The sequence below is a fragment of the Microbacterium sp. NPDC055988 genome (assembly GCF_042269505.1).
Classification (GTDB): domain Bacteria; phylum Actinomycetota; class Actinomycetes; order Actinomycetales; family Microbacteriaceae; genus Microbacterium.
The window spans coordinates 249,381-271,750 of sequence record NZ_JBHJXY010000002.1 but is presented as its reverse complement, the minus strand read 5'-3'; the positions used below and the strand labels follow the sequence as shown (position 1 = coordinate 271,750).

At 69.4% G+C, this 22,370-nt stretch carries 19 protein-coding genes and 1 riboswitch; of the genes, 2 read left to right on the top strand and 17 right to left on the bottom strand.

Annotated elements, in window-relative coordinates:
- Positions 1-7 precede the first annotated feature (7 nt).
- Positions 8-577 carry a DUF1349 domain-containing protein gene (locus ACFC14_RS18480; protein WP_376107906.1) on the top strand — a complete coding sequence of 190 codons (570 nt, stop codon included), beginning with the start codon at positions 8-10 and terminating at the stop codon, positions 575-577.
- A gap of 223 nt (positions 578-800) precedes the next feature.
- Positions 801-1,637 carry an endonuclease domain-containing protein gene (locus ACFC14_RS18475; RefSeq protein ID WP_376107904.1) on the top strand — a complete coding sequence of 279 codons (837 nt, stop codon included), beginning with the start codon at positions 801-803 and terminating at the stop codon, positions 1,635-1,637.
- Between the two features lie 141 nt (positions 1,638-1,778).
- On the opposite strand, the gene argH is transcribed toward ACFC14_RS18475, so the two are convergent.
- The 17 genes from argH to ACFC14_RS18390 form a co-directional block, all read right to left on the bottom strand.
- Positions 1,779-3,209, bottom strand: coding sequence for an argininosuccinate lyase (gene argH, locus ACFC14_RS18470; RefSeq protein WP_376107901.1), 1,431 nt, complete (start codon positions 3,207-3,209; stop codon positions 1,779-1,781).
- Positions 3,209-4,138 (bottom strand): ornithine carbamoyltransferase, encoded by a 930-nt coding sequence (gene argF / locus ACFC14_RS18465; protein WP_376107898.1) that lies wholly within the window; start codon positions 4,136-4,138, stop codon positions 3,209-3,211. Before argF ends, argH begins: the two co-directional genes overlap by 1 nt.
- Positions 4,135-5,340, bottom strand: coding sequence for an acetylornithine transaminase (locus tag ACFC14_RS18460; RefSeq protein WP_376107896.1), 1,206 nt, complete (start codon positions 5,338-5,340; stop codon positions 4,135-4,137). The genes argF and ACFC14_RS18460 overlap by 4 nt, the downstream gene beginning before the upstream one ends.
- Positions 5,337-6,254 carry an acetylglutamate kinase gene (gene argB, locus ACFC14_RS18455; protein WP_376107893.1) on the bottom strand — a complete coding sequence of 306 codons (918 nt, stop codon included), beginning with the start codon at positions 6,252-6,254 and terminating at the stop codon, positions 5,337-5,339. The genes ACFC14_RS18460 and argB overlap by 4 nt, the downstream gene beginning before the upstream one ends.
- Positions 6,251-7,408: a bifunctional glutamate N-acetyltransferase/amino-acid acetyltransferase ArgJ gene (argJ, locus tag ACFC14_RS18450; RefSeq protein WP_376107890.1), complete on the bottom strand. Its 1,158-nt coding sequence runs from the start codon at positions 7,406-7,408 to the stop codon at positions 6,251-6,253. The genes argB and argJ overlap by 4 nt, the downstream gene beginning before the upstream one ends.
- The gene (argC, locus tag ACFC14_RS18445; protein ID WP_376107887.1) at positions 7,405-8,457 is read right to left on the bottom strand and encodes an N-acetyl-gamma-glutamyl-phosphate reductase; all 1,053 of its coding nucleotides are present in this window, start codon (positions 8,455-8,457) and stop codon (positions 7,405-7,407) included. Before argC ends, argJ begins: the two co-directional genes overlap by 4 nt.
- 240 nt (positions 8,458-8,697) lie before the next feature.
- The gene (locus ACFC14_RS18440) at positions 8,698-10,848 is read right to left on the bottom strand and encodes a bifunctional hydroxymethylpyrimidine kinase/phosphomethylpyrimidine kinase (protein ID WP_376107884.1); all 2,151 of its coding nucleotides are present in this window, start codon (positions 10,846-10,848) and stop codon (positions 8,698-8,700) included.
- The gene (thiM, locus tag ACFC14_RS18435; RefSeq protein ID WP_376107882.1) at positions 10,845-11,693 is read right to left on the bottom strand and encodes a hydroxyethylthiazole kinase; all 849 of its coding nucleotides are present in this window, start codon (positions 11,691-11,693) and stop codon (positions 10,845-10,847) included. Before thiM ends, ACFC14_RS18440 begins: the two co-directional genes overlap by 4 nt.
- A riboswitch (TPP riboswitch) is annotated at positions 11,684-11,777 on the bottom strand. (Overlaps the previous gene by 10 nt.)
- A 27-nt stretch (positions 11,778-11,804) precedes the next feature.
- Complete coding sequence (locus tag ACFC14_RS18430; protein WP_376107879.1) at positions 11,805-12,767, bottom strand: NAD-dependent epimerase/dehydratase family protein; 963 nt, start codon at positions 12,765-12,767, stop codon at positions 11,805-11,807.
- 77 nt (positions 12,768-12,844) lie between these two features.
- Entirely contained in the window at positions 12,845-15,355 is a 2,511-nt protein-coding gene (gene pheT / locus ACFC14_RS18425; protein ID WP_376107876.1) for a phenylalanine--tRNA ligase subunit beta, read from the bottom strand.
- A complete protein-coding gene (pheS, locus tag ACFC14_RS18420; protein WP_376107873.1) occupies positions 15,355-16,395 on the bottom strand; it encodes a phenylalanine--tRNA ligase subunit alpha in 1,041 nt (346 codons plus the stop codon). Before pheS ends, pheT begins: the two co-directional genes overlap by 1 nt.
- Before the next feature lie 42 nt (positions 16,396-16,437).
- Positions 16,438-17,340, bottom strand: coding sequence for an amino acid ABC transporter permease (locus tag ACFC14_RS18415; RefSeq protein ID WP_136041687.1), 903 nt, complete (start codon positions 17,338-17,340; stop codon positions 16,438-16,440).
- Positions 17,337-17,984 carry an amino acid ABC transporter permease gene (locus ACFC14_RS18410; RefSeq protein WP_136041688.1) on the bottom strand — a complete coding sequence of 216 codons (648 nt, stop codon included), beginning with the start codon at positions 17,982-17,984 and terminating at the stop codon, positions 17,337-17,339. Before ACFC14_RS18410 ends, ACFC14_RS18415 begins: the two co-directional genes overlap by 4 nt.
- An 80-nt stretch (positions 17,985-18,064) precedes the next feature.
- Positions 18,065-18,979 (bottom strand): glutamate ABC transporter substrate-binding protein, encoded by a 915-nt coding sequence (locus ACFC14_RS18405; RefSeq protein WP_136041689.1) that lies wholly within the window; start codon positions 18,977-18,979, stop codon positions 18,065-18,067.
- A gap of 50 nt (positions 18,980-19,029) precedes the next feature.
- Positions 19,030-19,776, bottom strand: coding sequence for an amino acid ABC transporter ATP-binding protein (locus ACFC14_RS18400; RefSeq protein ID WP_376107961.1), 747 nt, complete (start codon positions 19,774-19,776; stop codon positions 19,030-19,032).
- Positions 19,777-20,032: 256 nt separating this feature from the next.
- Positions 20,033-20,995 carry a TAXI family TRAP transporter solute-binding subunit gene (locus ACFC14_RS18395; RefSeq protein ID WP_376107868.1) on the bottom strand — a complete coding sequence of 321 codons (963 nt, stop codon included), beginning with the start codon at positions 20,993-20,995 and terminating at the stop codon, positions 20,033-20,035.
- The gene (locus tag ACFC14_RS18390) at positions 20,992-22,368 is read right to left on the bottom strand and encodes an ATP-binding protein (RefSeq protein WP_376107866.1); all 1,377 of its coding nucleotides are present in this window, start codon (positions 22,366-22,368) and stop codon (positions 20,992-20,994) included. The genes ACFC14_RS18395 and ACFC14_RS18390 overlap by 4 nt, the downstream gene beginning before the upstream one ends.
- Between the last annotated feature and the right edge of the window lie 2 nt (positions 22,369-22,370).

Below are 22,370 nucleotides of genomic sequence, written 5' to 3'. Positions count from 1 at the left end.
TAGAAGCATGATTGCATGGTCCGAAGGAACCTGGACCCATGCCCCCGCCGCCGTGGAGCACGCCGAGCACCTCGACGTCACCGCTGTCGAGGGCAGCGACGCCTGGCGGCACACCGCGTATGGATTCGTGCACGACACCGAGCACGCTCTGCTTGCCCCGCTCGCTGTGGGCGAGGCGATGGAGGTGTCGTTCCGTGCGCCGTGGGACGGCCAGTTCGACCAGGCAGGGGTCTTCGTGCGTATCGACGACCAGCACTGGGTGAAGACCGGCCTGGAGTACGCCGACGATCATCTCGGGCTCGGCGCCGTCGTCACCGCCGGAGGATCCGACTGGTCGGTCGGATTCGTCGACGAGTGGCACGACCGTGAGATCACGGTGCGCGTGAGCCGGTGGGCGGATGCCGTGATCGTCCGGGCGCGCGCCGACGACGAACCGTGGCGGCTGGTGCGCGTCGCACCGTTCGACGGCCAGGCTGCGGCATCCGCCGGGCCCTTCCTCGCTGCGCCGACCCGCGCCGGCCTCACCGTGCGGTTCACCCGATGGGAACGGTCGGCTGCCGACGCCGAGCTGCACTGAGCTCGACACGGCCGCCGACCGCGAGTCCGGCGCGACGATCCGCCGAGGCACCGACGTTCTGCGGACGAATCACCGGCTTGACCTCGGCGGATCGTCAGGTCCTCGGAGGATCGTCGCCACACCCCACTCCGTCATGTCTGCACAGCCGGACCACGAAACAGATTGCCCACACTTACCGGAAGGCGAGTGAGCTTCGGAATGTCGCGTCCCCCATCGTGGACGGATGCTCTCACTGACAGACACCATCAGACACCTCGGCGGCATCGCACAAGGAAAGAGGCTGCAGGCTCTCGGCTTCTCCCGGCAGACGCTTGCGTCGTCGGTCAGACGCGGTGAGATCGAGCGAGTGCGCGACGGTGTCTTCGCGATCGGTCCGCTGAGCGCACAGGTCCGCTCGGCCATCGAGCACGGCGGTGCTCTGACCTGCGTGAGTGTGCTGCGGACGTACGGGATCTGGGTGCTTCCCACCGAAGACGCCCCGCACGTCTGGCTCGGGCCAGACCGGCATGCACTACGGCATCCGCACTGCACGTGCGTCTCGCACTACTACCGAGGGACCCCACCGCTGGGCTCGGCACCCGTCGAGACGGCGTTGCTGCATCTGCGACGCTGCGCCGGTGACGAGGCCTTCTTCGCGGCCTATGAGTCGGCGTGGCGGCTGGGAGCACTCACCTCTGCCGGCCGGTCACGGATCAGAGCAGCACTCCCTCGCACCGCGCGATGGCTGATCGATCTGGCGCGATCCGACGCCGACAGCGGCCTGGAATCCCTGCTCCGCCTGCGACTTCATCTGCTCGGTCTTCGTCTGGACTGCCAGATCACGATCGACGGCGTCGGGAGAGTCGACTTCGTCGTCGCGGGGAGGCTGATCCTCGAAGCTGACGGCGAAGATAATCACGGCTCGTCCTCACACCGTCACCGTGATCGAGCGCGGGACGCCATGGCTTCCCGACTCGGATACGAGACGCTCCGCTTCGACTACGCGCAGATCGTCCATGATTGGCCGAGCGTGAAGGCCGCCATCGGCGGTGCGCTTCGGCGTCTGCCCCCGCCCAGGTAGTCGTCGACGAGGAAGGAACCGCGTCCGGTGGACGACGATCCGCGGAGGAAGAGACGATCTACCGAGCAATTCGGTGAATTACTCGGTCGATCGTCCGTCCCTCGGTGGATCGTCCGTCCCTCGGTGGATCGTCGGGCCCGACTACAGGCCGAGGGCGTGGGCGGCGGCCTGAGCGCGGGCGACGAGTTCCGCACGCTGCTCAGCGACCCGCACCGGCGCGGTCCCGCCGACACCGGTCCGCGATGCGACCGAACCCTCGATCGTGAGCACCTCGCGCACCTCGGGAACGAGATGCGGCGACACCGACAGCAGCAGCTCGTCGGACGCGTCTTCCAGCCCGATCCCCTGCTCTTCGCACGCGCGCACGAGGGCACCCGAGATCTCATGGGCATCACGGAACGGCACCCGCCGCTTCACGAGCCACTCCGCGACATCGGTCGCAAGGGAGAAGCCCTGCGGTGCCAGCGCCGCCATCCGCTCCGTGTCGAAACGCAGCGTCGCGACCATGCCGGCGAAAGCGGGGAGCACGACCTCGAGTGTCTGCACCGAATCGAAGACGGGTTCCTTGTCCTCCTGCAGATCGCGGTTGTACGCGAGCGGGAGTCCCTTGAGCGTGGCCAGGAGCCCGGAGAGGTTGCCGATGAGACGGCCGGACTTGCCACGGGCGAGTTCGGCGATGTCGGGGTTCTTCTTCTGCGGCATGATGCTCGAACCCGTCGAGTACCCGTCGTCGAGCGTGACGAACCCGAACTCGCGGGTGTTCCAGAGGATGATCTCCTCGGACAGGCGCGAGACGTCGACACCCGTCATGGCCGTGATGAAGGCGAACTCCGCCACGACGTCGCGGGCGGCTGTTCCGTCGAGCGAGTTCTCGGCCGGGCGGTCCAGGCCCAGCTCCGTCGCGACGAGAGCGGGGTCGAGACCGAGCGTCGAGCCGGCCAGCGCTCCGCCGCCGTAGGGCGAGACACCGGCACGACGACGCCAGTCCACGAGGCGCTCGAGCTCGCGCACCAGCGGCCAGCCGTGCGCCTGGAGGTGGTGGGCGAGCAGGACCGGCTGCGCGTGCTGCAGGTGCGTGCGCCCGGGGAGGATGGCGTCGGGGTGCGCCTCGGCCTGGGCGACCAGCGCGTCGATCACCCGCAGGATGTCGCGGGCGATCACCCGCGCGTGGTCGATCAGGTACATGCGCACCAGCGTCGCGATCTGGTCGTTGCGGCTGCGACCGGCACGCAGGCGACCACCCAGCTCCGGACCGAGCTCGGCGATCAGCGCCTGCTCGAGCGCGCCGTGCACGTCCTCATCGGTCGGCACAGGGCGCAGGGTGCCGTCGGCGACCTTGCGGGCCACGGCATCCAGCCCCTCGTGCATCCGTCGGGCTTCGTCGGGTTCGAGGTATCCGGCCGCCTCGAGCGCGGTGGCATGCGCGTGGGAGCCTGCGATGTCGTACGGCGCGAGGATCCAGTCGAAGTGCGTCGAACGGCTGAGCTCCACCAGCTCGGGCGAGGGCCCGGTGGCGAAGCGGGCGCCCCAGAGCGCGCCCTCGTTGGTGCCTTCGTGCGTCGATTCGCTCATCACGCGTCCTTCTTGCCGAGCAGCCAGACCAGGAGCGCCTTCTGCGCGTGCAGCCGGTTCTCGGCCTCGTCCCAGACCACACTCTGCGGACCGTCGATCACGCTCGAGTCGACCTCGTAGCCGCGGTCGGCGGGGAGGCAGTGGATGAAGATCGCCGCGGGGTCGGCGAGGGTCATCGTCTCGGGAGTGACCTTGTAGCCGCCGAGGTCGCGGATGCGTGCGAGCTTCTCCTCCTCCTTGCCCATCGAGACCCAAGTGTCGGTGACCACGACGTCGGCACCGGCCGCGGCCTCGACCGGATCCGTGTAGAGCGTGATCGAACCGCCGGTCTCGGCGGCACGGCGGTCCGCTGCCTCGATGACATCCGCACGGGGCGCGTAATCCTCGGGAGAGGCGATCCGCACGTGCATGCCCGCCGTGACGCCGGCGAGCGCGTAGGAGTGCGCCATGTTGCTCTCTCCATCACCGAGGAAAGTGAGCGTGAGCCCCTTCAGCTCGCCCTTGTGCTCACGGATCGTCAGCAGATCGGCGAGCAGCTGGCACGGGTGGAAGTCGTCCGAGAGTGCGTTGATCACGGGGACGCGCGTGCCTGCCGCCATCTCCTCGAGCCCAGACTGCGCATAGGTGCGCCACACGATGGCCGCGACCTGGCGCTCGAGCACCCGCGCGGTGTCGGAAGGGGTCTCCTTGCCGCCGAGCTGGCTGCTCGCGGTCGAGATGATGAGGGGCGAACCGCCGAGGTCGGCGATGCCCACCGCGAACGAGACGCGGGTGCGCGTGGAGGACTTGTCGAAGATCACCGCGACCGTCTGCGGACCCGCCAGGCTCTTGTCGGCCCACCGATCCTTCTTCAGCTCGATGGCGAGATCGAGGATCTCGGCCTGCTCGGCGGACGTCAGGTCGTCGTCACGCAGCAGGTGGCGGGTCATGCGGATACCTTTCCGGCAACAGAGGCCTGGACGTCGGCGAGAGCGGCGGTGAACAGCTCGCGGAACTCGGCGAGCTCGGCGTCGCCGATCGTGAGAGCCGGTGCGATCCGCACGGTCTCCGGGTTGGCAGCGTTCACGATCAGACCGCGTTCCTGCGCGGCGGCTACGACGGCACCGGCCACCGGTTCGGTCAGCGCGACGCCGACCAGGAGACCACGGCCGCGGACTCCGTCGATCAGCGGGGAGTCGATGCCGAGCAGGATCTCGCGCAGCTCCGCTCCGCGGCGCGCCGCGTTCTCCACCAGACCCGCACTCTCGATCTCGGTGAGCACCGCGTCGGCGACCGCGGTCGCGAGCGGGTTGCCCCCGAAGGTGGAGCCGTGCGACCCCGGGGTGAAGAGCGAGCTGGCAGCCCCGTAGGTGACCAGCGCACCGATCGGGAAGCCGCCGCCGATGCCCTTGGCGAGTGTGATCGCGTCGGGGGTGATGCCCTCATGACTGAACCCGAACCACGCGCCGGTGCGACCGGCGCCGGTCTGGATCTCATCCAGGATGAGCAGCGCACCGTGCGCGAGCGTCAGCGAGCGGGCGGCGGCGAGGTAGCCCTCCGGCAGCTCGACGACTCCGGCCTCGCCCTGGATCGGCTCCACGATGATCGCGGCGACACGGTCGTCCATGGCCGCTTCCAGCGCCTCGATCGTGGCGGGGATGTGCTCGACACCCGCAGGCATCGGCTCGAACGGCGCGCGCATCGACACCTTCGCGGTCAGCGCGAGCGAGCCCATGGTGCGGCCGTGGAAGCCGTTCTCGAGCGCGAGGATGCGCGGACGCTCGGTGCCTCCGTGCAGACGCGCGAGCTTGAACGCGGCCTCGTTGGCCTCGGCGCCCGAGTTCGAGAAGAACACCCGACCGTCGAGGCCGGCACCGGCCAGGCGCTTGAGGCGCGCGGCGAGGGCCAGCTGGGGCGGCGTCGCGAAGTAGTTCGACACGTGCGCGAGGGTGGCCGCCTGCCTCGACACGGCTTCGACGAAGACCGGGTGCGCGTGCCCGAGGGAGGTCACCGCGACGCCGGCGAGGAAGTCGAGGTGGCGTCGGCCGTCGGCATCCCAGACGTGCGAGCCCTCACCGCGGACCAGCATCGCCAGCCGGTCCCCTGCGTTGAGCACGAGATCGCGTGCCGCGTCGTCCTGCCAGACGGTCATGCCGTCACCTCATTCTTTCCCAGGACCACTTCGGTCCCGATTCCCTTGCTGGTGAAAAGCTCGACGAGCACCGAATGCGGCACCCGGCCGTCGATGATCGCCGCCGCATCGACGCCGCCCTCGACCGCGTCGAGGCACGCGCGCATCTTCGGGATCATCCCCGACTCGAGCTTCGGCAGCATCTCGATGAGGGCTTCCGAGGTCAGGTGCGAGACGAGTGAGTCGCGGTTGGGCCAGTCGGCGTAGAGACCCGGCACATCGGTGAGGATCACGAGCTTGCGCGCGTGCAGCGACACGGCGAGCGCGGCGGCCGCGGCATCCGCGTTGACGTTGAGCGACTGACCCGGGTGGTCGAGGTCGGGCGCGATGCTCGACACCACCGGGATGCGACCCGCTGCGAGGTGATCGAGCACGGGGGTCGGATCGACCTCGACGACATCGCCGACGCGGCCGAGGTCGACCTCTTCCCCGTCGATCATGACACCGCGGCGGCGTCCACCGAAGAGTCCGGCGTCTTCTCCGCTGAGTCCGGTCGCGATCGGACCGTGCGAGTTGATCTTCGAGACGAGCTGCGGGTTCACCTGCCCCGTGAGCACCATGCGCACGACGCTGATGGCCTCGGTGTTGGTGACGCGGTAGCCGCCCTTGAACTCGCTGGGGATCTCGAGCCTCTGCAGCATGTTCGAGATCTGCGGACCACCGCCGTGCACGACGACCGGCAGCACTCCGACGTAGCGCAGATAGGCGATGTCCTGAGCGAAGGCGTCCTGAAGCTCCTCCGACACCATCGCGTTGCCGCCGTACTTGATTACGACGATCTGGTCACGGAACTTCTTCAGCCACGGCAGCGACTCGATGAGCGTGGTGGCCTTCTGCGCGGCGACCTCGGCAGGAGTGTCCTGGATGTCGGTCATGAGGCGTACGCGCTGTTCTCGTGCACGTAGTCGTGGGTGAGATCGTTCGTGAGCACGGTGGCGGTCTGATCCCCGACCTTGAGGTCGATCACGAGATGCGTCGCGCGCGGCGTCAGGTCGACCTCCTCACGAGGACGGTCGGGGCCGCCCTCGGTGCAGACGCGCACGCCGTTCATCCAGACGTCCACGTCGTAGGGGTCGAACTGCGCGTTCGTGGTTCCGATCGCGGCCAGGACACGACCCCAGTTCGGGTCGTTTCCGAAGATCGCTGCTTTGAAGAGGTTGTTGCGCGCGACCGACCGGCCGACTTCGACCGCGTCCTGCTCGGACACGGCGTGCTGCACCTCGATCGTGATGTCGTGGCTCGCGCCCTCGGCATCGCCCTGCAGCTTCACCGCGAGCTCCTGTGACAGCTCGGTCAATGCGGCGGCGAAGGCATCGAGGTCGGGGACGATCTCGGATGCGCCGTTGGCGAGCAGCGTCACCTGGTCGTTCGTCGACATGCAGCCGTCGGAGTCGAGTCGGTCGAAGGTCTGACCCGTCGCGCGGCGCAGCGCCTCGTCGGCCTGCAGCGGCTCGAGGACGGCGTCGGTCGTGATCACCACGAGCATGGTGGCGAGGCCGGGAGCGAGCATCCCCGCTCCCTTCGCCATGCCGCCGATCGTCCAGCCGTCGCGGCTGATCACGGCGGTCTTCGCGACCGTGTCGGTGGTCATGATGGCCTGCGCGGCCGCGTCGCCTCCGTCCGTGCTGAGTTCGGCGATCGCCTGCTCCGTGCCAGCGAGCACCCGCTGCCGGAAGGTCTCGTCGCCCGTGCCGATGAGTCCGGTCGAGCAGATGAGCACGTCACCGGCGCTCACGCCGAGGAGCTCGGCGGCCTTCTCGGCGGTCTGGTGCGTGGTCTGGAACCCGAAGGCCCCGGTGAAGCAGTTCGCCCCGCCGGAGTTGAGCACCACGGCCTCGACGATGCGGTCGGCGACGGCCTGCTGCGACCAGATGATCGGGTTCGCCTTGGCGCGGTTGCTCGTGAAGACGGCGGCACCGACCTTGCGCGGCCCCCGGTTGACGACGACGGCGACATCGGGCTTGCCTGTGGACTTCAGGCCGGCGGCGACTCCCGCCGCCTCGAATCCTGCGGGGGCGGTGACGCTCACGGCGCGACTCCGTTCACTGAGAGGGCGCGGTTCTCGGGAAGACCCAGCGCGATGTTCATGGATTGGATGGCAGCGCCGGCGGTGCCCTTGACGAGGTTGTCGACGGCGGTGACCACCGTGACGCGGTTGGCGGCCCGATCGATCGCGAGGCCGATCAGCGCGGTGTTGGCGCCGAGCACATCTGCCGTGCGTGGGAAGCGACCCTCCGGCAGCAGCTGCACGAACGTCTCGTCGCCGTACGCGCTCTGCCAGGCGTCGCGGATCTGCGCATCGGTCGTGTCCTCGACGATCGGCGCGGTCGAGGTGGCGAGGATGCCCCGCGACATCGGGACGAGCACCGGGGTGAACGAGAGGCGGATGCCCGCGGCATCCGTCCCGGACGCCGCGGCGAGCGCCTGACGGATCTCGGGGATGTGCCGGTGGGTACCGCCGACCGCATAGGGGTTCGCGGTGCCGAGGATCTCGCTGCCGAGCAGATTCGTCTTCAGGCTCTTGCCTGCTCCGGACGGCCCGACGGCCAGCACCGAGACGATGTCGGAGGGGTCGATCACTCCGGCCGCGACGCCCGGGGCGAGGCTGAGGCTCACCGTGGAGGCGTTGCAGCCCGGGGCGGCGATGCGCGTCGCACCGCGGAGGTGCTCACGCTGCTTCACGCCGTCGACCAGGAGCTCGGGGACACCGTACGTCCACGGTTCGTGGAAGGCACCCCCGTAGAACGCATCCCAGGCCGATGCCGACGTGAGCCGGTGATCGGCGCCCGCGTCGATGACGAGGGGCGCGTCGCCCAGAGCGTCGGTGTACTGCCCCGACTGCCCGTGGGGAAGCGCGAGGAACACGATGTCGTGACCTGCGAGGATTTCCGGCGTCGTGTCCTGCAGAGTCAGGTGCGCGAGCGAACGGAGGTGCGGCTGATGGTCGACGAGAGGCTGTCCGGCGTTCGAATGCGCCGTGACGGTGCGGATCTCCATGTCGGGATGGTCGGCCAGGAGGCGTAGGATCTCGCCGCCTGCGTAGCCGGATGCGCCGGAGACGGCGACGGAATACGTCATGCTTCTACCTTAACGGTCGGGTCCTTCCTCGAAAGGAGGACCGGGGGCGGGGCCGGAGGCGGCGACACCGGCTCTCGACCGCCGCGCGGGCGCAGGCAGGAGGGCGGGGTCGCCTACAGTCGGCGGCCGCGGCGTCGGCGCACAGCGATGACGCTCGGAGCGAGCGTCGAAGAAGCGGTGGCGGCCGAAGGCATGTCGCGACAGTAGCGCGGCCTCGGCAGCCACCGCAAATCCGGCTCGTCATCCAGGGAGCGACGACTCCAGCGGTGCGGCGAAGAAGGCGAGCTCGTGCGCGCTCGAGGACACGAAGGCCCGCCGCATCCTCGCCCTGGTGTCGGCATCCGCCGCCGCGGCCGCTGCCGTCGCGTACTCGATCGCCGTCCGGGTCGCTTGCTCGAATGCGGGGTCGGCGTACGTCGCGAGCCACGAGGCGTAGGGATGCTGCGGATCCGTCGCGTATTCGCCGAGTTCGCCCGCGTGCAGGCGCCGGCCGAGGTCCGTGTAGAGCCAGAAGCATGGGAGCACGGCGGCGACGATCTCGGCGTAGTCGCCGCCGAATGCGACGGACCGCAGGTGATCGAGGTACGCCGTCGTCACCGCGGAGGGTTCCGCCGCGAATGTCGCCGCGCTCACCCCCTGCGACGGGGTCAGCCATGATGCGTGCAGCTCCAATTCGCCGACGATCGAGCCGTGGGCGGACTCCGCCCAGAATGCCTGCTCCGCCGAGGTCGGCGCGAGGCGGGCGGCTTCGGCCAGCACCCGGGCGTAGTCGCGCAGATACAGCGCGTCCTGCGCGAGATAGGACAGGAACGGCGCGCGCTCGAGAGAGCCGTCGGCGAGCGCGCGGATGAACGGCAGCTCATCGATCCCGGCACGGATACCGGCGACTCCCTGCCACCAGCCCGCGGCGATGTCCGTCGCCTCGGGTCGCGTCGCTGAACCCCCACGGTCCCACAGCCCGGCGAAGTGGCTGATCGGGCCGTGCCCGCGCCCCACGCGCAGCCCGTCCCCTGCGCGGAGGGACTCGCGGAGCCAGGCACGTGCCGCGCGCACCGCCTCCTCGGGCTCACTCCCCCGGGCCAGCAGCGTGGCCAGCGCCGAGGAGAGCGAGCAGCCCGTGCCATGCGTGCTCGCCGTCACGATGCGCGGTCCGGTGAACTCCTGGCGAAGGCCGCGACGTGCGTCGACCAGCGCGTCCGGAGCCTCGTCGCCGGTGAGATGACCGCCCTTGACGAGCACGGCGGCACCGATCTCGGCCGACAGCTCCTCGGCAGCGACCACGCCGTCGGCCCAGTCGACGATGTCCCGGCCGGTCAGCGCCGCGAGCTCGGCGAGGTTCGGGGTGATCAGCGTCGCGCGGCCGAGCAGACCGCGCAGCTCCCGCTCGGCATCCGGCGAGAGGAGCCTGTCCCCCGACGTGGCGACCATGACCGGGTCGAGCACGACGACGGGCGGGCGCATCCGATCGAGCCACTCGCCCACCGCGCGGATCACCTCCGTCTCGGCCAGCATCCCGATCTTCACGGCATCGATCACGATGTCGTCCGACACCGCATCGAGTTGCTCCCGGAGGAAGTCTGCGGGCGGCACGTGCACCGCCCGGACACCCCGGGTGTTCTGCGCGGTCAGCGCGGTGAGGACGGCCATGCCGTACCCGCCGTTCGCGGCGATGGACTTGAGGTCGGCCTGGACGCCCGCCCCGCCCGAGGGGTCACTCCCGGCGATGCTGAGCACCCGCGGCACGGTGCCCGCGCGCCACCGTCGCCGGAACTCCGCGGCGGTCGCTGCCGGATCCTCGGCCGCGCACAGCGCCGACACCACGGCGAGGCCGTCGGCACCGGCATCGCGAAGGGCTTCGGTGTCATCGATGCCCACTCCCCCGATCGCCACGCACGGGAGCGGGCTGCGCGCCACGAAGTCGCGGAACCCTCGCACACCGAGGGGCGCGGGATGATCCGGCTTCGTCGAGGTCGGGCGGATCACTCCGACGCCCAGGTAGTCGACGGTTCCCGCGGGCAGCGCGAGAACGGCGTCGAGGTGCTCGGGGGTGTTCGCGGTGAGGCCGATAAGCGCATCCGGCCCGAGAGACTCGCGCGCCCGCAGCACCGACGCATCGCCTTGCCCCAGGTGCACGCCGTCGATGCGCGCACCACGGCGGCGAGCGGCGACCGCGGCATCCAGCCGGTCGTTCACGACGAGCAGTGCGCGGCCGGCGATGGCCTGCGACAGCGCGAGCAGCTGCTCGACCGTCTCGGCATCGGATGCGCTCTTGTCTCGAAGCTGCACGATGCGGACGCCCCCGTCCACAGCACGGCGGACGGTCTCGACCACACCACGCTCTCCGCAGAGCGGCGCATCCGTGACGAGGTAGAGGGAGAGATCGGCGTTCACAGCGCACCCGCCACCACGCGGGCGTCCGCGATCACGTCGGCGGCGCCGAGCGCGGCGAGCGCATCCAGCAGCGCCACGGCGAAGCTGCCGGGACCGTTCGACGCGGCGGCCGCGCGCTCCGCGGCGACCGTGTACACGAGGCTCGCGGAGGCGACGGCCGTGAGCGCGTCGTGTCCGGTGTTCCGCGCAGCACCGAGGAATGCGGCCATCACAGCCCCGAGAGCGCAGCCTCCGCCCGTGACCTTGGTCAGCAGCTCGTGGCCGTTCGCGAGGAACAGCACGCGCTCCCCATCTGTGAGGAGATCGACCGGACCGGACACCGCGATCACGGCGCCCGTGCTTCGCGCGAGCACAGCGGCCGCGTCGGCGGCGGCATCCGTGCTGTCCGTCGCATCGACTCCGCGACCACCGGCACTGAGGCCGGCGAGCGCGAGGATCTCGGAGGCATTGCCGCGGATCGCCGTCGGTCGAAGTTCCGCCAGCCGGTGCGCCAGGGCGGTACGGATCGGAAGGGCTCCGATCGCGACCGGGTCGAGCACCCAGGGAGTGCCGGATGCTGCAGCTCCCGCCACGGCCTCGAGACTCGCCGCGCGCTGTTCCGGGGTCGGCGTGCCCAGGTTGATCAGCACACCCGAGGCGACGCCGGCGAACATCTCGGCTTCTCCGACGATGTCGACCATGGCCGGGGCGGCGCCCAGGGCGAGCAGCACGTTAGCGGTGAACCCGGTGACGACGGTGTTGGTGATGCAGTGCGTCAGCGGGGGCGTCTCGCGCAGCACCCCCCACAGCGCCGCGGCGGCACCGGGCAGATCGGTGGTGGAATCAGGACGCAGAAAATCGCTCATCGCGACATCCCTTCGCTAGTACGAACTAGATCAGGTTCGACGGGTCTGTTCTCAGCCGCGGATGCGGCACCCCGTGTCACTGCTCAGAGTCTAGCGATCGGCTAGAAGCGTCTATCGATCGGCCAGGAGGGCCCGCTCCTCCGCTCGGGTGAGTCCAGCACGACGGTCGCGGTCGACTCCGCGCTCTCGCTCATCGGCGACGACCGACCGGATGGTGTCGTTCAGCGGCCGCAGCCGTCCACCCGCATCGCGGTAGGCGGTATTCGACCGGGTCATGAAGCCCGTCATCTCCGGCGGGAGCCACAGCGGCAGGGATCTCGGCCCCGCCCAGTACCCGACCTCGTGTGCGACGAGCCACTCCTCCTCGGCGACCACAGTCTCGCCGGTGTGCCCCGCGGCCGGCCGGACAGCCTGCAGCACGTCGCCGAGGGAGTGCCGGTCGCCGATCGCGTTCACCGGCCCGCTCACGGTGGCGGTGGCGATGAAGTCGGCGAGATCGTCCACATCGATCACCTGTGCGCTCCGCCCGTCGAGCGGCGGCAGCAGCACCGGCTCCGCACCCGCCCGCGCGAACGCCGCTGCCCAGTAGCCGAATCGATCACTGGGATCGCCGTCGCCGACGATGAGCCCCGGCCGCACGATGAGCGCGCGATCGCCCAGGGCGCCCACGGCATCCTCGGCCGCCGCCTTCTGCGGTCCGTACTCGTACTCGTCGCCGGGGCGAGCGGGCGGATGCCGCGGTGCCGACTCGTCGGCACCGATCGTCTCGTCGTCGGAGTACACCGACATGGATGACACGTACGTCCACCGTGCGGCACGCTCGCCGAGGGCCCCGACGGCGGCCTCGACCTGTGATGCCTGCGACGAGATGTCGACCACGTGGTCCCACTCCCGGCTCGCAAGCCGGCCGTACACCTCGGGGGCGTCTCGGTCACCACGCACGAGCACGGCACCCTCCGGCGCAGGGCGCCTGCCGCGCGCGAGACAGGTCACCGTCGCTCCCGCATCCAGCCATCGGCGGGCGATGCGCCCGGAGAGCCAGCCCGTTCCACCGAGGATCAGCACGTCCGTCATGGACCCATGTCATCAGCAACCGGGCACCCGCGGAAGCCCTTCCGCTCAGAGCAGATCAGGGCTTCCGCGGAGACGACTCAGTCGCGCAGTGCAGCTCCGAAGCGCTGGGCGGCGACCTCGACACCGGCGAGCTTGGCCGCGGTGGCCTCGGCTGCCGTGAGCGTGCGGTCGCCGGAGCGGAAACGCAGCGCGAACGTCAGGCTCTTCGAGCCCTCCGGCACGCCTTCGCCGCGATAGTCGTCCACCAGTCGCACCGATTCGAGCAACGCACCCGCGCCCTCGGCGAGTGCGGCCTGCACGTCGGCGGCCGGCACCTCCGCCGGCAGCGTCAGCGAGACGTCCTGCGTGGCGGCGGGGAACGTCGACAGGGATGCCGCGACGACGCGGCCACCCGCGAGCGTCAGGAGGCGGTCGAGGTCGAGTTCGAACACGGTCGCGCGCCCGGGGAGATCGGCTCCCTCAGCCACGGCCGGGTGCAGTTCGCCGACGTAGCCGACCTCTTCGCCTGCGACACGCAGTGACCCGGTACGACCCGGGTGCAGGGCGGCGCGCTCCGACTGTACGACGTCGATCTCGACACCGGCGGCGGCCGCGATCACCCGAACGGCGTCCAGCGCCTCGACGAGTCCTGCCGCCTCGGCCGGACGGCCGGGCTGCCGCGGTGCGACATGGCCCGTCAGCAGCGCCGAGATGAACCGGTGCTGCGGCGGGATCGAGGCGTTCAAGGCCGCGAGCGTCTCGTCCGACGGACGCTCACCCAGCGGCGGCACCTCGTCGGTGCCGTACTCGACACCAGGCTCCGGGAGGAACACGGCGCCCGTCTCGTAGATCGCCAGGTCGGTGAGTCCACGCGAGATGTTGCGGTGCGCGGTCTGCAGCAATCCGGGGATGAGCGAGCGGCGCAGGAACGGCGCCTGCCCGTCGAGCGGGTTCGCCAGGCGGATGCTCGGCAGGTGCTCGCCCGAGGCGGAGCCGTGGAGGTCGTTCTGCGCCTCGGTGGTGAAGGGGAACGACGGGGTCTCGACCAGGCCGGCGGCGGCGAGGGCGTCGGCCACGCGGCGACGCCCCTGCTGGTGAGCGGTGAGCCCGCGGCCGGACGGCGGCGTCGGCAGCACCGAGGGGATGCGGTCGAGACCGTGGATGCGGGCGACCTCCTCGGCCAATGTCCACTTGTCGGTGAGATCGGGCCGCCAGGTCGGCGGGATGACGGTCCAGCCGGAGCCGTCTTCCGCCGCGGTGACGTCAGCGCCGATGGTGGTCAGCGCGCCGGTGATCTCGTCGTCGGAGTAGTCGACGCCGATGAGTCCCTGCACGAAGCCCGCGGGCAGCTCGATGTCTGGGACGAAGACCTCCGCGAACAGCGCCCCGCCCTCTTCCGTGAGCGTGCCTCCGGCGAGCTCGACCATCAGGTCGGCAGCCCGGCGCGCGGCGACGAACGGGATGAGCGGGTCGACACCGCGCTCGAAGCGCTTGGATGCCTCGCTCGGCAGCTTGTGCCGACGGGCGGTGCGGGCGATCGTGATCGGGTCGAAGTTCGCGGCCTCGATGAGGACGTTGCGGGTGGTGTCACTCATCTCGGTGGTGCCGCCGCCCATGACGCCGGCGAGGCCGATCGGACCGGACCCGTCGGTGATCAGGAGGTCTTCGACGTGCAGCGAGCGCTCGACGCCGTCGAGGGTGGTCATCTTCTCGCCCGGGGTGGCACGGCGGACCGTGATTCCTCCCGCGAGCTTGTCGAGGTCGTAACCGTGCAGCGGCTGCCCCAGCTCGAGCATGACGTAGTTGGTGATGTCGATCAGGACGCCCAGCGAGCGCATACCCGCGAGGCTGAGCCGCGCGATCATCCACGGCGGAGTTGGTCGCGTGGGATCGACGTCCCGCACGACACGGGTCACGAACTCGCTCGCGCCGACGCGGCCGCGCACGGGCGCGACGTCGTCGACCACGGTCGTGTGCCCGGTTCCCGGCTGGAGTTCGGCGAAGTCGCGCTCGGCGGGGTCACGGAACTCCGCCCCCGTGGCGTGTGCGTACTCACGGGCGACACCGCGCAGGGAGAACGCGTAGCCGCGGTCGGGGGTGACGTTGATCTCCACCGCGACGTCGTCGAGGCCGAGCAGCGCGATCGCGTCGGTGCCGACCGGCGCGTCGATGCCGAGGTCGGAGAGCACGATGATGCCGTTGTGCTCGTCACCCAGGCCGAGTTCGCGCGCGGAGGCGATCATGCCGTCGGAGACATGACCGTAGGTCTTGCGGGCGGCGATCGGGAAAGGGCCAGGCAGCACGGCGCCCGGCAGCGTGACGACGACCTTGTCGCCGGCGACGAAGTTGTGCGCGCCGCAGACGATCCCGCGGATGCCGCCGTTCGCCTCGCCCACATCGACCTGGCACCAGTTGATGGTCTTGCCGTTGGACTGCGGCTCGGCCTCGATCGAGACGACCTGCCCGACGACGACGGGACCTGCGATCTCGAAGCGGTGCACGTCCTCCTCTTCGAAGCCGACGGTCACCAGCGCCGCGAGGACATCCTCGGGCGTGGCATCCGCTGCCAGATCGACGTACTCACGCAACCACGAAAGCGGGACGCGCATCACACCACCATCCCGAACTGCTCGCTGAAACGGACATCGCCCTCGGCCATGTCGCGCATGTCCTGTACATCGCTGCGGAACATCAGGCCCCGCTCGATGCCCATGCCGAACGCGAAGCCGCTGTACACCTCGGGGTCGATCCCGGCGGCGCGCAGCACGTTCGGGTTGACCATGCCGCAGCCGCCCCACTCGATCCAGCGCGCGCCGCCCTTGAAGGTCGGGTGCCACAGGTCGAGCTCGGCGGAGGGCTCGGTGAACGGGAAATAGTTGGTGCGGAAGCGCGTCTCGGCCTCGGGACCGAAGAGCTGCTTCGCGAAGTGGTCGAGCGTGCCCTTGAGGTGCGCCATCGTGATGCCCTTGTCGATGACGAGCCCCTCGAACTGCGTGAACACCGGCAGGTGCGTGGCGTCGAACTCGTCGGTGCGGTACACCCGCCCCGGGCACAGCACATAGATCGGCACCTCGCGGTCGAGCATCGACCGCACCTGCACCGGGCTCGTGTGCGTGCGCATGACCAGGTGACGCGAGGTCGGGTCGACGTAGAAGGTGTCCTGCTCCTGACGGGCCGGGTGGTCGACGTCGAAGTTCAAGGCGTCGAAGTTGAACCACTCGTGCTCGAGCTCCGGTCCCTCCGCGATCTCCCATCCCATGCCGACGAAGATGTCGCAGACCTGGTCCTGGAGGAGCGTGAGCGGGTGCCGGGCGCCGACCCGTGTGCGCGAGGGCACGGCGGTGATGTCGACACGTTCGGCCTCGAGACGCGCAGCCACCTCAGCGGCGGCCAGCTCTGCCTCCTTGGCCGCGAGCGCCTGCGTCACCTGCCCGCGCCCCTGGCCCACGAGCTTGCCGAACGCGGCCTTGTTCTCGGGGGCGACCTGGCGCATCGAGGCGTTCAGGACCGCGAGCGGCGAACCCTCCGCGACGTGTGCGGCACGAGCCGCCTTCAACTCGGCGGTGTCGGCGGCTGCGGCGATCGCCGCGAGGGCGTCGGCGACAGCGGCTTCGACCGCTTCCGGGGTGATTTCAGGAGACTCTGACACGAGAATCGAGTCTACCGGGGGCGCGCGGCTCCCTTTCGCGGCTCAGCGCTGCGCCTCAGGCCCGTCGCCCTGCAGCACGATGAGGGAGGTGTTCGTCTCCCCGCCGTGCTGTCGGGGATCCGGCACAGCCGGTCCCGCCTTCGGCGAGCGCTTCGCCCGACGCTGCAGGCGGTAGGCGACGTAGGAGAGGAGCAGACACACGGCCACGTACATCGATCCGCCGATGATGGCGGCGGGGATCAGCGGGGAGCCGTACGGCGCCTGGTTGCCGATCTGGTTGATGACGTAGAGCAGCTCCTGGTAGGTGATGATGAACCCGAGCGCGGTGTCCTTCAGGGCGACGACGAGCTGCGCGATGATCACGGGCATCATGGCCCGCACGGCCTGCGGGATCAGGATGAAGTACATCACCCCGGTCTTGCGCAGTCCGATCGCATACCCGGCTTCCGCCTGCCCGCGAGGCAGCGACTCGATGCCGGCGCGCAAGACCTCGGCGAGCACCGAGCCGTTGTAGACGATGAGCGCGATGACGACCGCCCAGTACGGCGGCATCTTCACACCGAGCACGGGCAGGCCGTAGTACAGCAGCATCATGAGGATGAGCACGGGCACCGCTCGCAGGACCTCGATGATCCAGCGCACGGGCTCACGCACCCAGGCGTGCTCCGAGAGACGACCGATGCCGAGCACGAAGCCGAGGATGATCGAACCGACCCCGGCGGCGCCGAAGGCGGCCAGCGTGGCCAGCAGACCCTCGCCGAAACGGACCCAGACGGCGGAGAACGTGAAGATGTTCCACTTCTCGGCGGTGAACTGTCCGGTGGCGAACAGCCGCCATACGACCCAGCCGAGCACGGCAAGGACGACGACGACCGTCGCGACTCCGATGAGACGGTTGCGGGCGACGGCACGGGGGCCGGGGACGTCGAACAGGACGGAACTCATCGCGCGATCCTCCACTTGTTCTCGAGCGTGCGCTGCACCCATGCGAGCAGCAGCACCAGCACCACGAAGATGACCATGACCCACAGCAGGACGACGAGGGCGTTCTCGCCGCGCTCGCTCAGTGCGGCGCGGATGGTGCCGAGGTTGACGACCGAGAATCCGGCCGCCACCGTGGTGTTCTTCATGAGGGCGATGAGGACGCTCATCATCGGCGGGACCACCGAGCGCGTGGCCTGCGGCAGGATGACGTAGCGCATGACCTGACCGAAGTTGAGACCGATCGCCCGCGCCGCCTCGGCCTGCCCGACCGGCACCGTGTTGATACCGGCCCGCAACGCCTCGGCGACGTAGGTCGCGGTGTAGAGACCGAGCGCGATGACGGCGAGCAGCAGGGCGTTCACCCGCTCGCCCAGGAGGATCGGCAGGCAGAACGCGAAGAAGAACATCACGAGGGTGAGCGGGGTGTTGCGGATCCAGTTCACGTAGACGCCGCCGACCGCCCGGGCGATCGGCACCGGGGACACCCGTGCCGCCCCGACGATCAATCCCAGCACCAGGGCGATGAGACCGCCGCCCAGGAACAGCACGATCGTTCCCCACAGTGCTTCACCCCAGAGATCGAGGTGGTCGCTGATGACTCCCACGGCTGCTCCTGTCGATTCGTGTTCTCGCGACGATCCTGCTGATGGATGGGGCGGCCGATGGTGTCGGCCGCCCCATGCGATCAACCGATCGGGTCGACCTCGGGCTGCTCGGCTTCGACGCCGGAGGCGCCGAGGTTGTTGTCGAAGATCTGCTGCCAGATGTCGCCACCGTCGGTCAGCTGCGTGTTGAAGTACTCGGCCAGCGCGTCATCGCCCTTGGCGAGGCCGATGCCGTAGCGCTCCTCGCTGAACGGCTCGCCGACGACCTTCAGCTTGTCCGGGTCCTGTGCCGCGTAGCCGATGAGGATCGCCTCGTCGGTCGTGACGGCATCCACCTGCCCGTTCTTGAGGTCCTCGACGCACTTCGAGTACGTGTCGTACTCCTTCGTGGGAACGTCCGGGTAGTTGGTGTTGATGTTCTGGATCGGCGTCGAGCCGGTCACAGAGCACACTGTCGTCGAGTCGCTCAGGTCGTCCACGCTCTCGATGTCGCTGTCGGCACCGACGAGGAGACCCTGTCCGGTCAGGAAGTACGGTCCGGCGAAGGCGATCTGCTCCTTGCGCTTGTCCGTGATCGAGTAGGTGCCGACGTAGTAGTCGATGTCGCCGTTCACGATCGCCTGCTCGCGGTTCGCCGAGGCGATCGCCGTGAATTCGATCTTCTCCGGGTCGACCCCGAGGGAAGCAGCCATCCAGCGGGCGATGTCGACGTCGAAGCCTGTGCGGTCACCCGTCACCGGGTCGAGGTATCCGAGACCCGGCTGATCTTCCTTGACGCCGACCTTGATGGTGCCGGAGGACGAGATCCGATCGAACGTCGGGCTCCCGTCGATGCTGACATCCTCGAGGACGGTCCAGGGCGTGCTGGAGGTCTCCTCCTCGCCGCCGTCTTCCGGGGCTCCCGAGCTCGACGGCGTGCCGCTGTTGCAGGCCGTGAGCGCGAGCAGTGCCACCGCTGCGATTCCGATGCCTGCCAGTGTCCGTGTGCGTCGCATGTGCGTCTCCTTCGTGTGCTGTGTGTGCAGGGTCTGTGTGGTCGGGTGCGTCAGTGCGTCAGGAGCTTCGACAGGAAGTCCTTGGCACGGTCGCTCTTCGGGTTCGTGAAGAACTCCTCGGGAGTCGCCTCCTCCACGATTCGCCCGTCGGCCATGAAGACCACTCGGTCGGCGGCCTTGCGGGCGAAGCCCATCTCGTGCGTGACGACGATCATGGTCATGCCCTCGTGGGCCAGCTCGACCATCACGTCGAGGACCTCGTTGATCATCTCGGGGTCGAGCGCGCTGGTCGGCTCATCGAAGAGCATGACCTTCGGCTGCATCGCGAGCGCTCGGGCGATCGCCACACGCTGCTGTTGGCCGCCGGAGAGCTGCGCGGGGAGCTTCGATGCCTGCTGGGCGACGCCGACGCGCTTGAGCAGCATCATCGCCTCGGCCTCGGCATCCGCCTTCTTGAGGCCACGGACCTTGATCGGTCCCAGGGTCACGTTCTCGAGGATCGTGAGGTGGGCGAACAGGTTGAACGACTGGAAGACCATGCCGACATCCGCACGGAGGTGGGCGAGGCCCTTGCCCTCGGCGGGCAGCTCCTTGCCGTCGATGCGGATGGTGCCGCTGGTGATCGTCTCGAGTCGGTTGATCGTGCGACACAGGGTCGACTTGCCGGAGCCGGACGGGCCGATCACGACGACGACCTCTCCCGAGTTGACCGTGAGGTCGATGTCGGCGAGAGCTTGGAAATCTCCGTAGTGCTTCTGGACGTTCTCGACCACGACGAGGGGTGTATCAGAGGTCATCATTTCTCCAAACTAGCCACGTCGGACGCGGGTCTCCAGGCGCCTCGGTGAGATTTACACGTTCGTAATCACCTGATCGCGGTACCAATGCTGCTCTGCACGGGTACCCCACGGCCCGCCCCCACGGGCCGCGGGATCGTCCTGCGGCCTCGCCCCCCAGCGACAGCGGAGCTGCAGGATCCGATCGCTCGCGATCGACCTCACATTGGCAGAGCCACGGGCCCGGTGTCAGACTTCTTGAGGATTTCTTGAGCAGTCAGCCCCGGAGGTCCCGGTAATAGTCGACCGCACCCGGATGCAGCGGGACGGGCCCGGTGAAGATCGCCGATCGGCGATCCAGCAGCGCGGCGGCCGGCACCTCCCCCGCGATCCGCAGGCGGGCATCGAAGAGTCCGGCCAGGATGTCGCGCACGACGCCGCTCGGGGTCGACGACGCGGTGACGAGGTAGTTCGGGACGGCCATGGTCGGCGCCGAGGCCGCGATGCCATAGGTGCCGGCCGGGACATCGGCGGGACGATAGGCATCCGAGTAGCGGTCGTTCACCTCGTTCACCCAGTCCTGCTCGATCGGGAGCAGACGCACGGATGTCGTCTGCGAGAGGGCGGCGATTCCCGGCGTCGGCAGCCCGCCCACCCAGAAGAACCCGTCGATCTCCCCGCGCTCCATCGCCGCGATCGACTCACCGAGGTCGAGCTGAGGATCCTGGAGCGATCCGACGTCGACGCCCGCGGCATCCAACACGCGTGCGGAGATCACGTTCACCCCCGAATTCTCCGCACCGAGGGAGACCGTCCGTCCCGCAAGATCCGGGAGGCTCGTCACATCGGAGTCGCCGCGCACCACGACCTGCACGTACTCGTCGTAGAGACGCGCCAGGGCCCGCACTTCGAGGGGCGCGTCGAAGGCACCGGTTCCCGCCACGGCATCGGCTGCTGCGTCGCCCTGCGCGAACCCGATCAGGGCTTCGCCGGAGTCCACGCGCAGCAGGTTGTCCACCGATCCTGCCGTCTCCTGCCCGACGACACGGATGTCCAGGTCCGCAGAGAGCTCGTCGGCGAGACGGCTGCCGTACTCGTAGTAGACACCCGTGGAACCGCCGGCCGCGATCGCATACTCCGCGTCGGTCCACTCGCTCGCACGTTGGCTGCAGGCGCTGAGCGCCCCGAGCAGCACGAGCGAGAGGATTCCTGCGACCATCCGTCGCACCGCGGCCGTCATGGGGTCGTCCTGTCGGGAAGCAGCAGCACGACCTCGAGCCCGCCACCCTCGGCCGCCGCCACCGCCAGCTCACCGCCGACCGTCGCCAGCAAGTCGGTCGCGATCGCGAGCCCGAGTCCGGTGCCCGGCGTGTCCTCGCTCTCGGCGCTCCGCCAGAATCTGTCCGTCGCAGCCGCGGCTTGCTCGGCGGTCAGCCCGGGACCATGATCGCGGACCGTGATCCGGCAGACGCCTCCCTCTCGACGCGCCCCGATGTCGATGCCGGCGCCATCCGGCGAGAACTTCACGGCGTTGTCGATCACGGCATCCAGGGCACTCTCCACGACCGTCCGGTCGGTCACGTTCATCACCGATCGGTCCCCCGTCGAGCGCAGGGCGATTCCTCGCTGCCCGGCGACGTCACGCCATGCATCGAGACGGCGCGCGGACAGAGTCGCGAGGTCGACCGCGGAGACCGCGGAGTCCACACGTCCGCTCCGTGCGAGGCCGAGCAGCGTCTCGAGGATCCTCGTCATCCGTCGCCCCTCCTCCCTCGTCTCCTCCACATCATCGCGCCACTCCCGCCCGAGCCCGGTTGCGAGGTGCTCCACGCGCAGGAGCAGAGCGTTGAGCGGGTTGCGCAACTCATGCGAGGCGTTGAGAGCGAACTCCTGCTGGCGCGTCATGACGCGCTCGATCTGGTCGGCCATCCCGTTGAAGACCCGCGCCATGCGACGGAGCTCCGGTGGGCCGGCGTCTTCGGCGACACGCGCATCCATCTCGCCGCGCTCGATGGCCACCATCGCCTCGTCGAGTCGTCTCACGGGAGAAAGCACCCACCGGGCGAGCCGGAAGACGAGCAGCACACCGAGCGCGATCAGCACCAGCGCGATGGCGGAGATGATCAGAAGCTGCTGCATGATCGCGGCCCGCGGGGCATCGACATCCCCGGCGACCAGCACCGCACCGATCACGTCGCCGTCGTCGAACACCGGCTCCGCCAGCGCGGCGTCCGCCACCGTCCAGGGGAACACGGCCGCGGGCTGCTCGGCGCGTCGCCCCGAGAGCGCCAGCCGCACCCGTTCCGCGTCGTCCTCCGCGAGCACGGTCGAACCGGACTCCCCCGCAGCCCACGGAGCACCTCCGAGATCGAACACCGTCACCTCGATCCCGTACACCTCCTGGAAACGGTCGACCTCGGCGTCGATCACCGCCGAACTGCCGGAACGCAGCGACTGACGCGCGCTCGTGACGAAGTAGCCGAGGTCGCCGAGCTGTTGGGCGTAGAAGGACTGCTGCACGCTCTGTGCCGCACTCCATCCGGCTGCACCGCCCAGCGCGACCAGGATCGCCACGAGCGGTACGAGGAAGACGATGACGAGACGCCGACGCATGG

Bases quoted from the DNA above. Each gene is read 5' to 3' on its own strand.
- ACFC14_RS18430 (WP_376107879.1), bottom strand. From the start codon at position 12,767: ATGACGGACGTGCTGATCCTCGGTGGAACGGGCTGGCTCTCCGGGCGC.
- argF (WP_376107898.1), bottom strand. From the start codon at position 4,138: ATGACCCGCCACCTGCTGCGTGACGACGACCTGACGTCCGCCGAGCAG.
- pheT (WP_376107876.1), bottom strand. From the start codon at position 15,355: ATGCGCGTCCCGCTTTCGTGGTTGCGTGAGTACGTCGATCTGGCAGCG.
- ACFC14_RS18480 (WP_376107906.1), top strand. From the start codon at position 8: ATGATTGCATGGTCCGAAGGAACCTGGACCCATGCCCCCGCCGCCGTG.
- argC (WP_376107887.1), bottom strand. From the start codon at position 8,457: ATGACGTATTCCGTCGCCGTCTCCGGCGCATCCGGCTACGCAGGCGGC.
- ACFC14_RS18395 (WP_376107868.1), bottom strand. From the start codon at position 20,995: ATGACGGCCGCGGTGCGACGGATGGTCGCAGGAATCCTCTCGCTCGTG.
- ACFC14_RS18405 (WP_136041689.1), bottom strand. From the start codon at position 18,979: ATGCGACGCACACGGACACTGGCAGGCATCGGAATCGCAGCGGTGGCA.
- argB (WP_376107893.1), bottom strand. From the start codon at position 6,254: ATGACCGACATCCAGGACACTCCTGCCGAGGTCGCCGCGCAGAAGGCC.
- ACFC14_RS18390 (WP_376107866.1), bottom strand. From the start codon at position 22,368: ATGCGTCGGCGTCTCGTCATCGTCTTCCTCGTACCGCTCGTGGCGATC.
- ACFC14_RS18400 (WP_376107961.1), bottom strand. From the start codon at position 19,776: ATGACCTCTGATACACCCCTCGTCGTGGTCGAGAACGTCCAGAAGCAC.
- argH (WP_376107901.1), bottom strand. From the start codon at position 3,209: ATGAGCGAATCGACGCACGAAGGCACCAACGAGGGCGCGCTCTGGGGC.
- ACFC14_RS18460 (WP_376107896.1), bottom strand. From the start codon at position 5,340: ATGACCGTCTGGCAGGACGACGCGGCACGCGATCTCGTGCTCAACGCA.
- ACFC14_RS18475 (WP_376107904.1), top strand. From the start codon at position 801: ATGCTCTCACTGACAGACACCATCAGACACCTCGGCGGCATCGCACAA.
- thiM (WP_376107882.1), bottom strand. From the start codon at position 11,693: ATGAGCGATTTTCTGCGTCCTGATTCCACCACCGATCTGCCCGGTGCC.
- ACFC14_RS18415 (WP_136041687.1), bottom strand. From the start codon at position 17,340: ATGAGTTCCGTCCTGTTCGACGTCCCCGGCCCCCGTGCCGTCGCCCGC.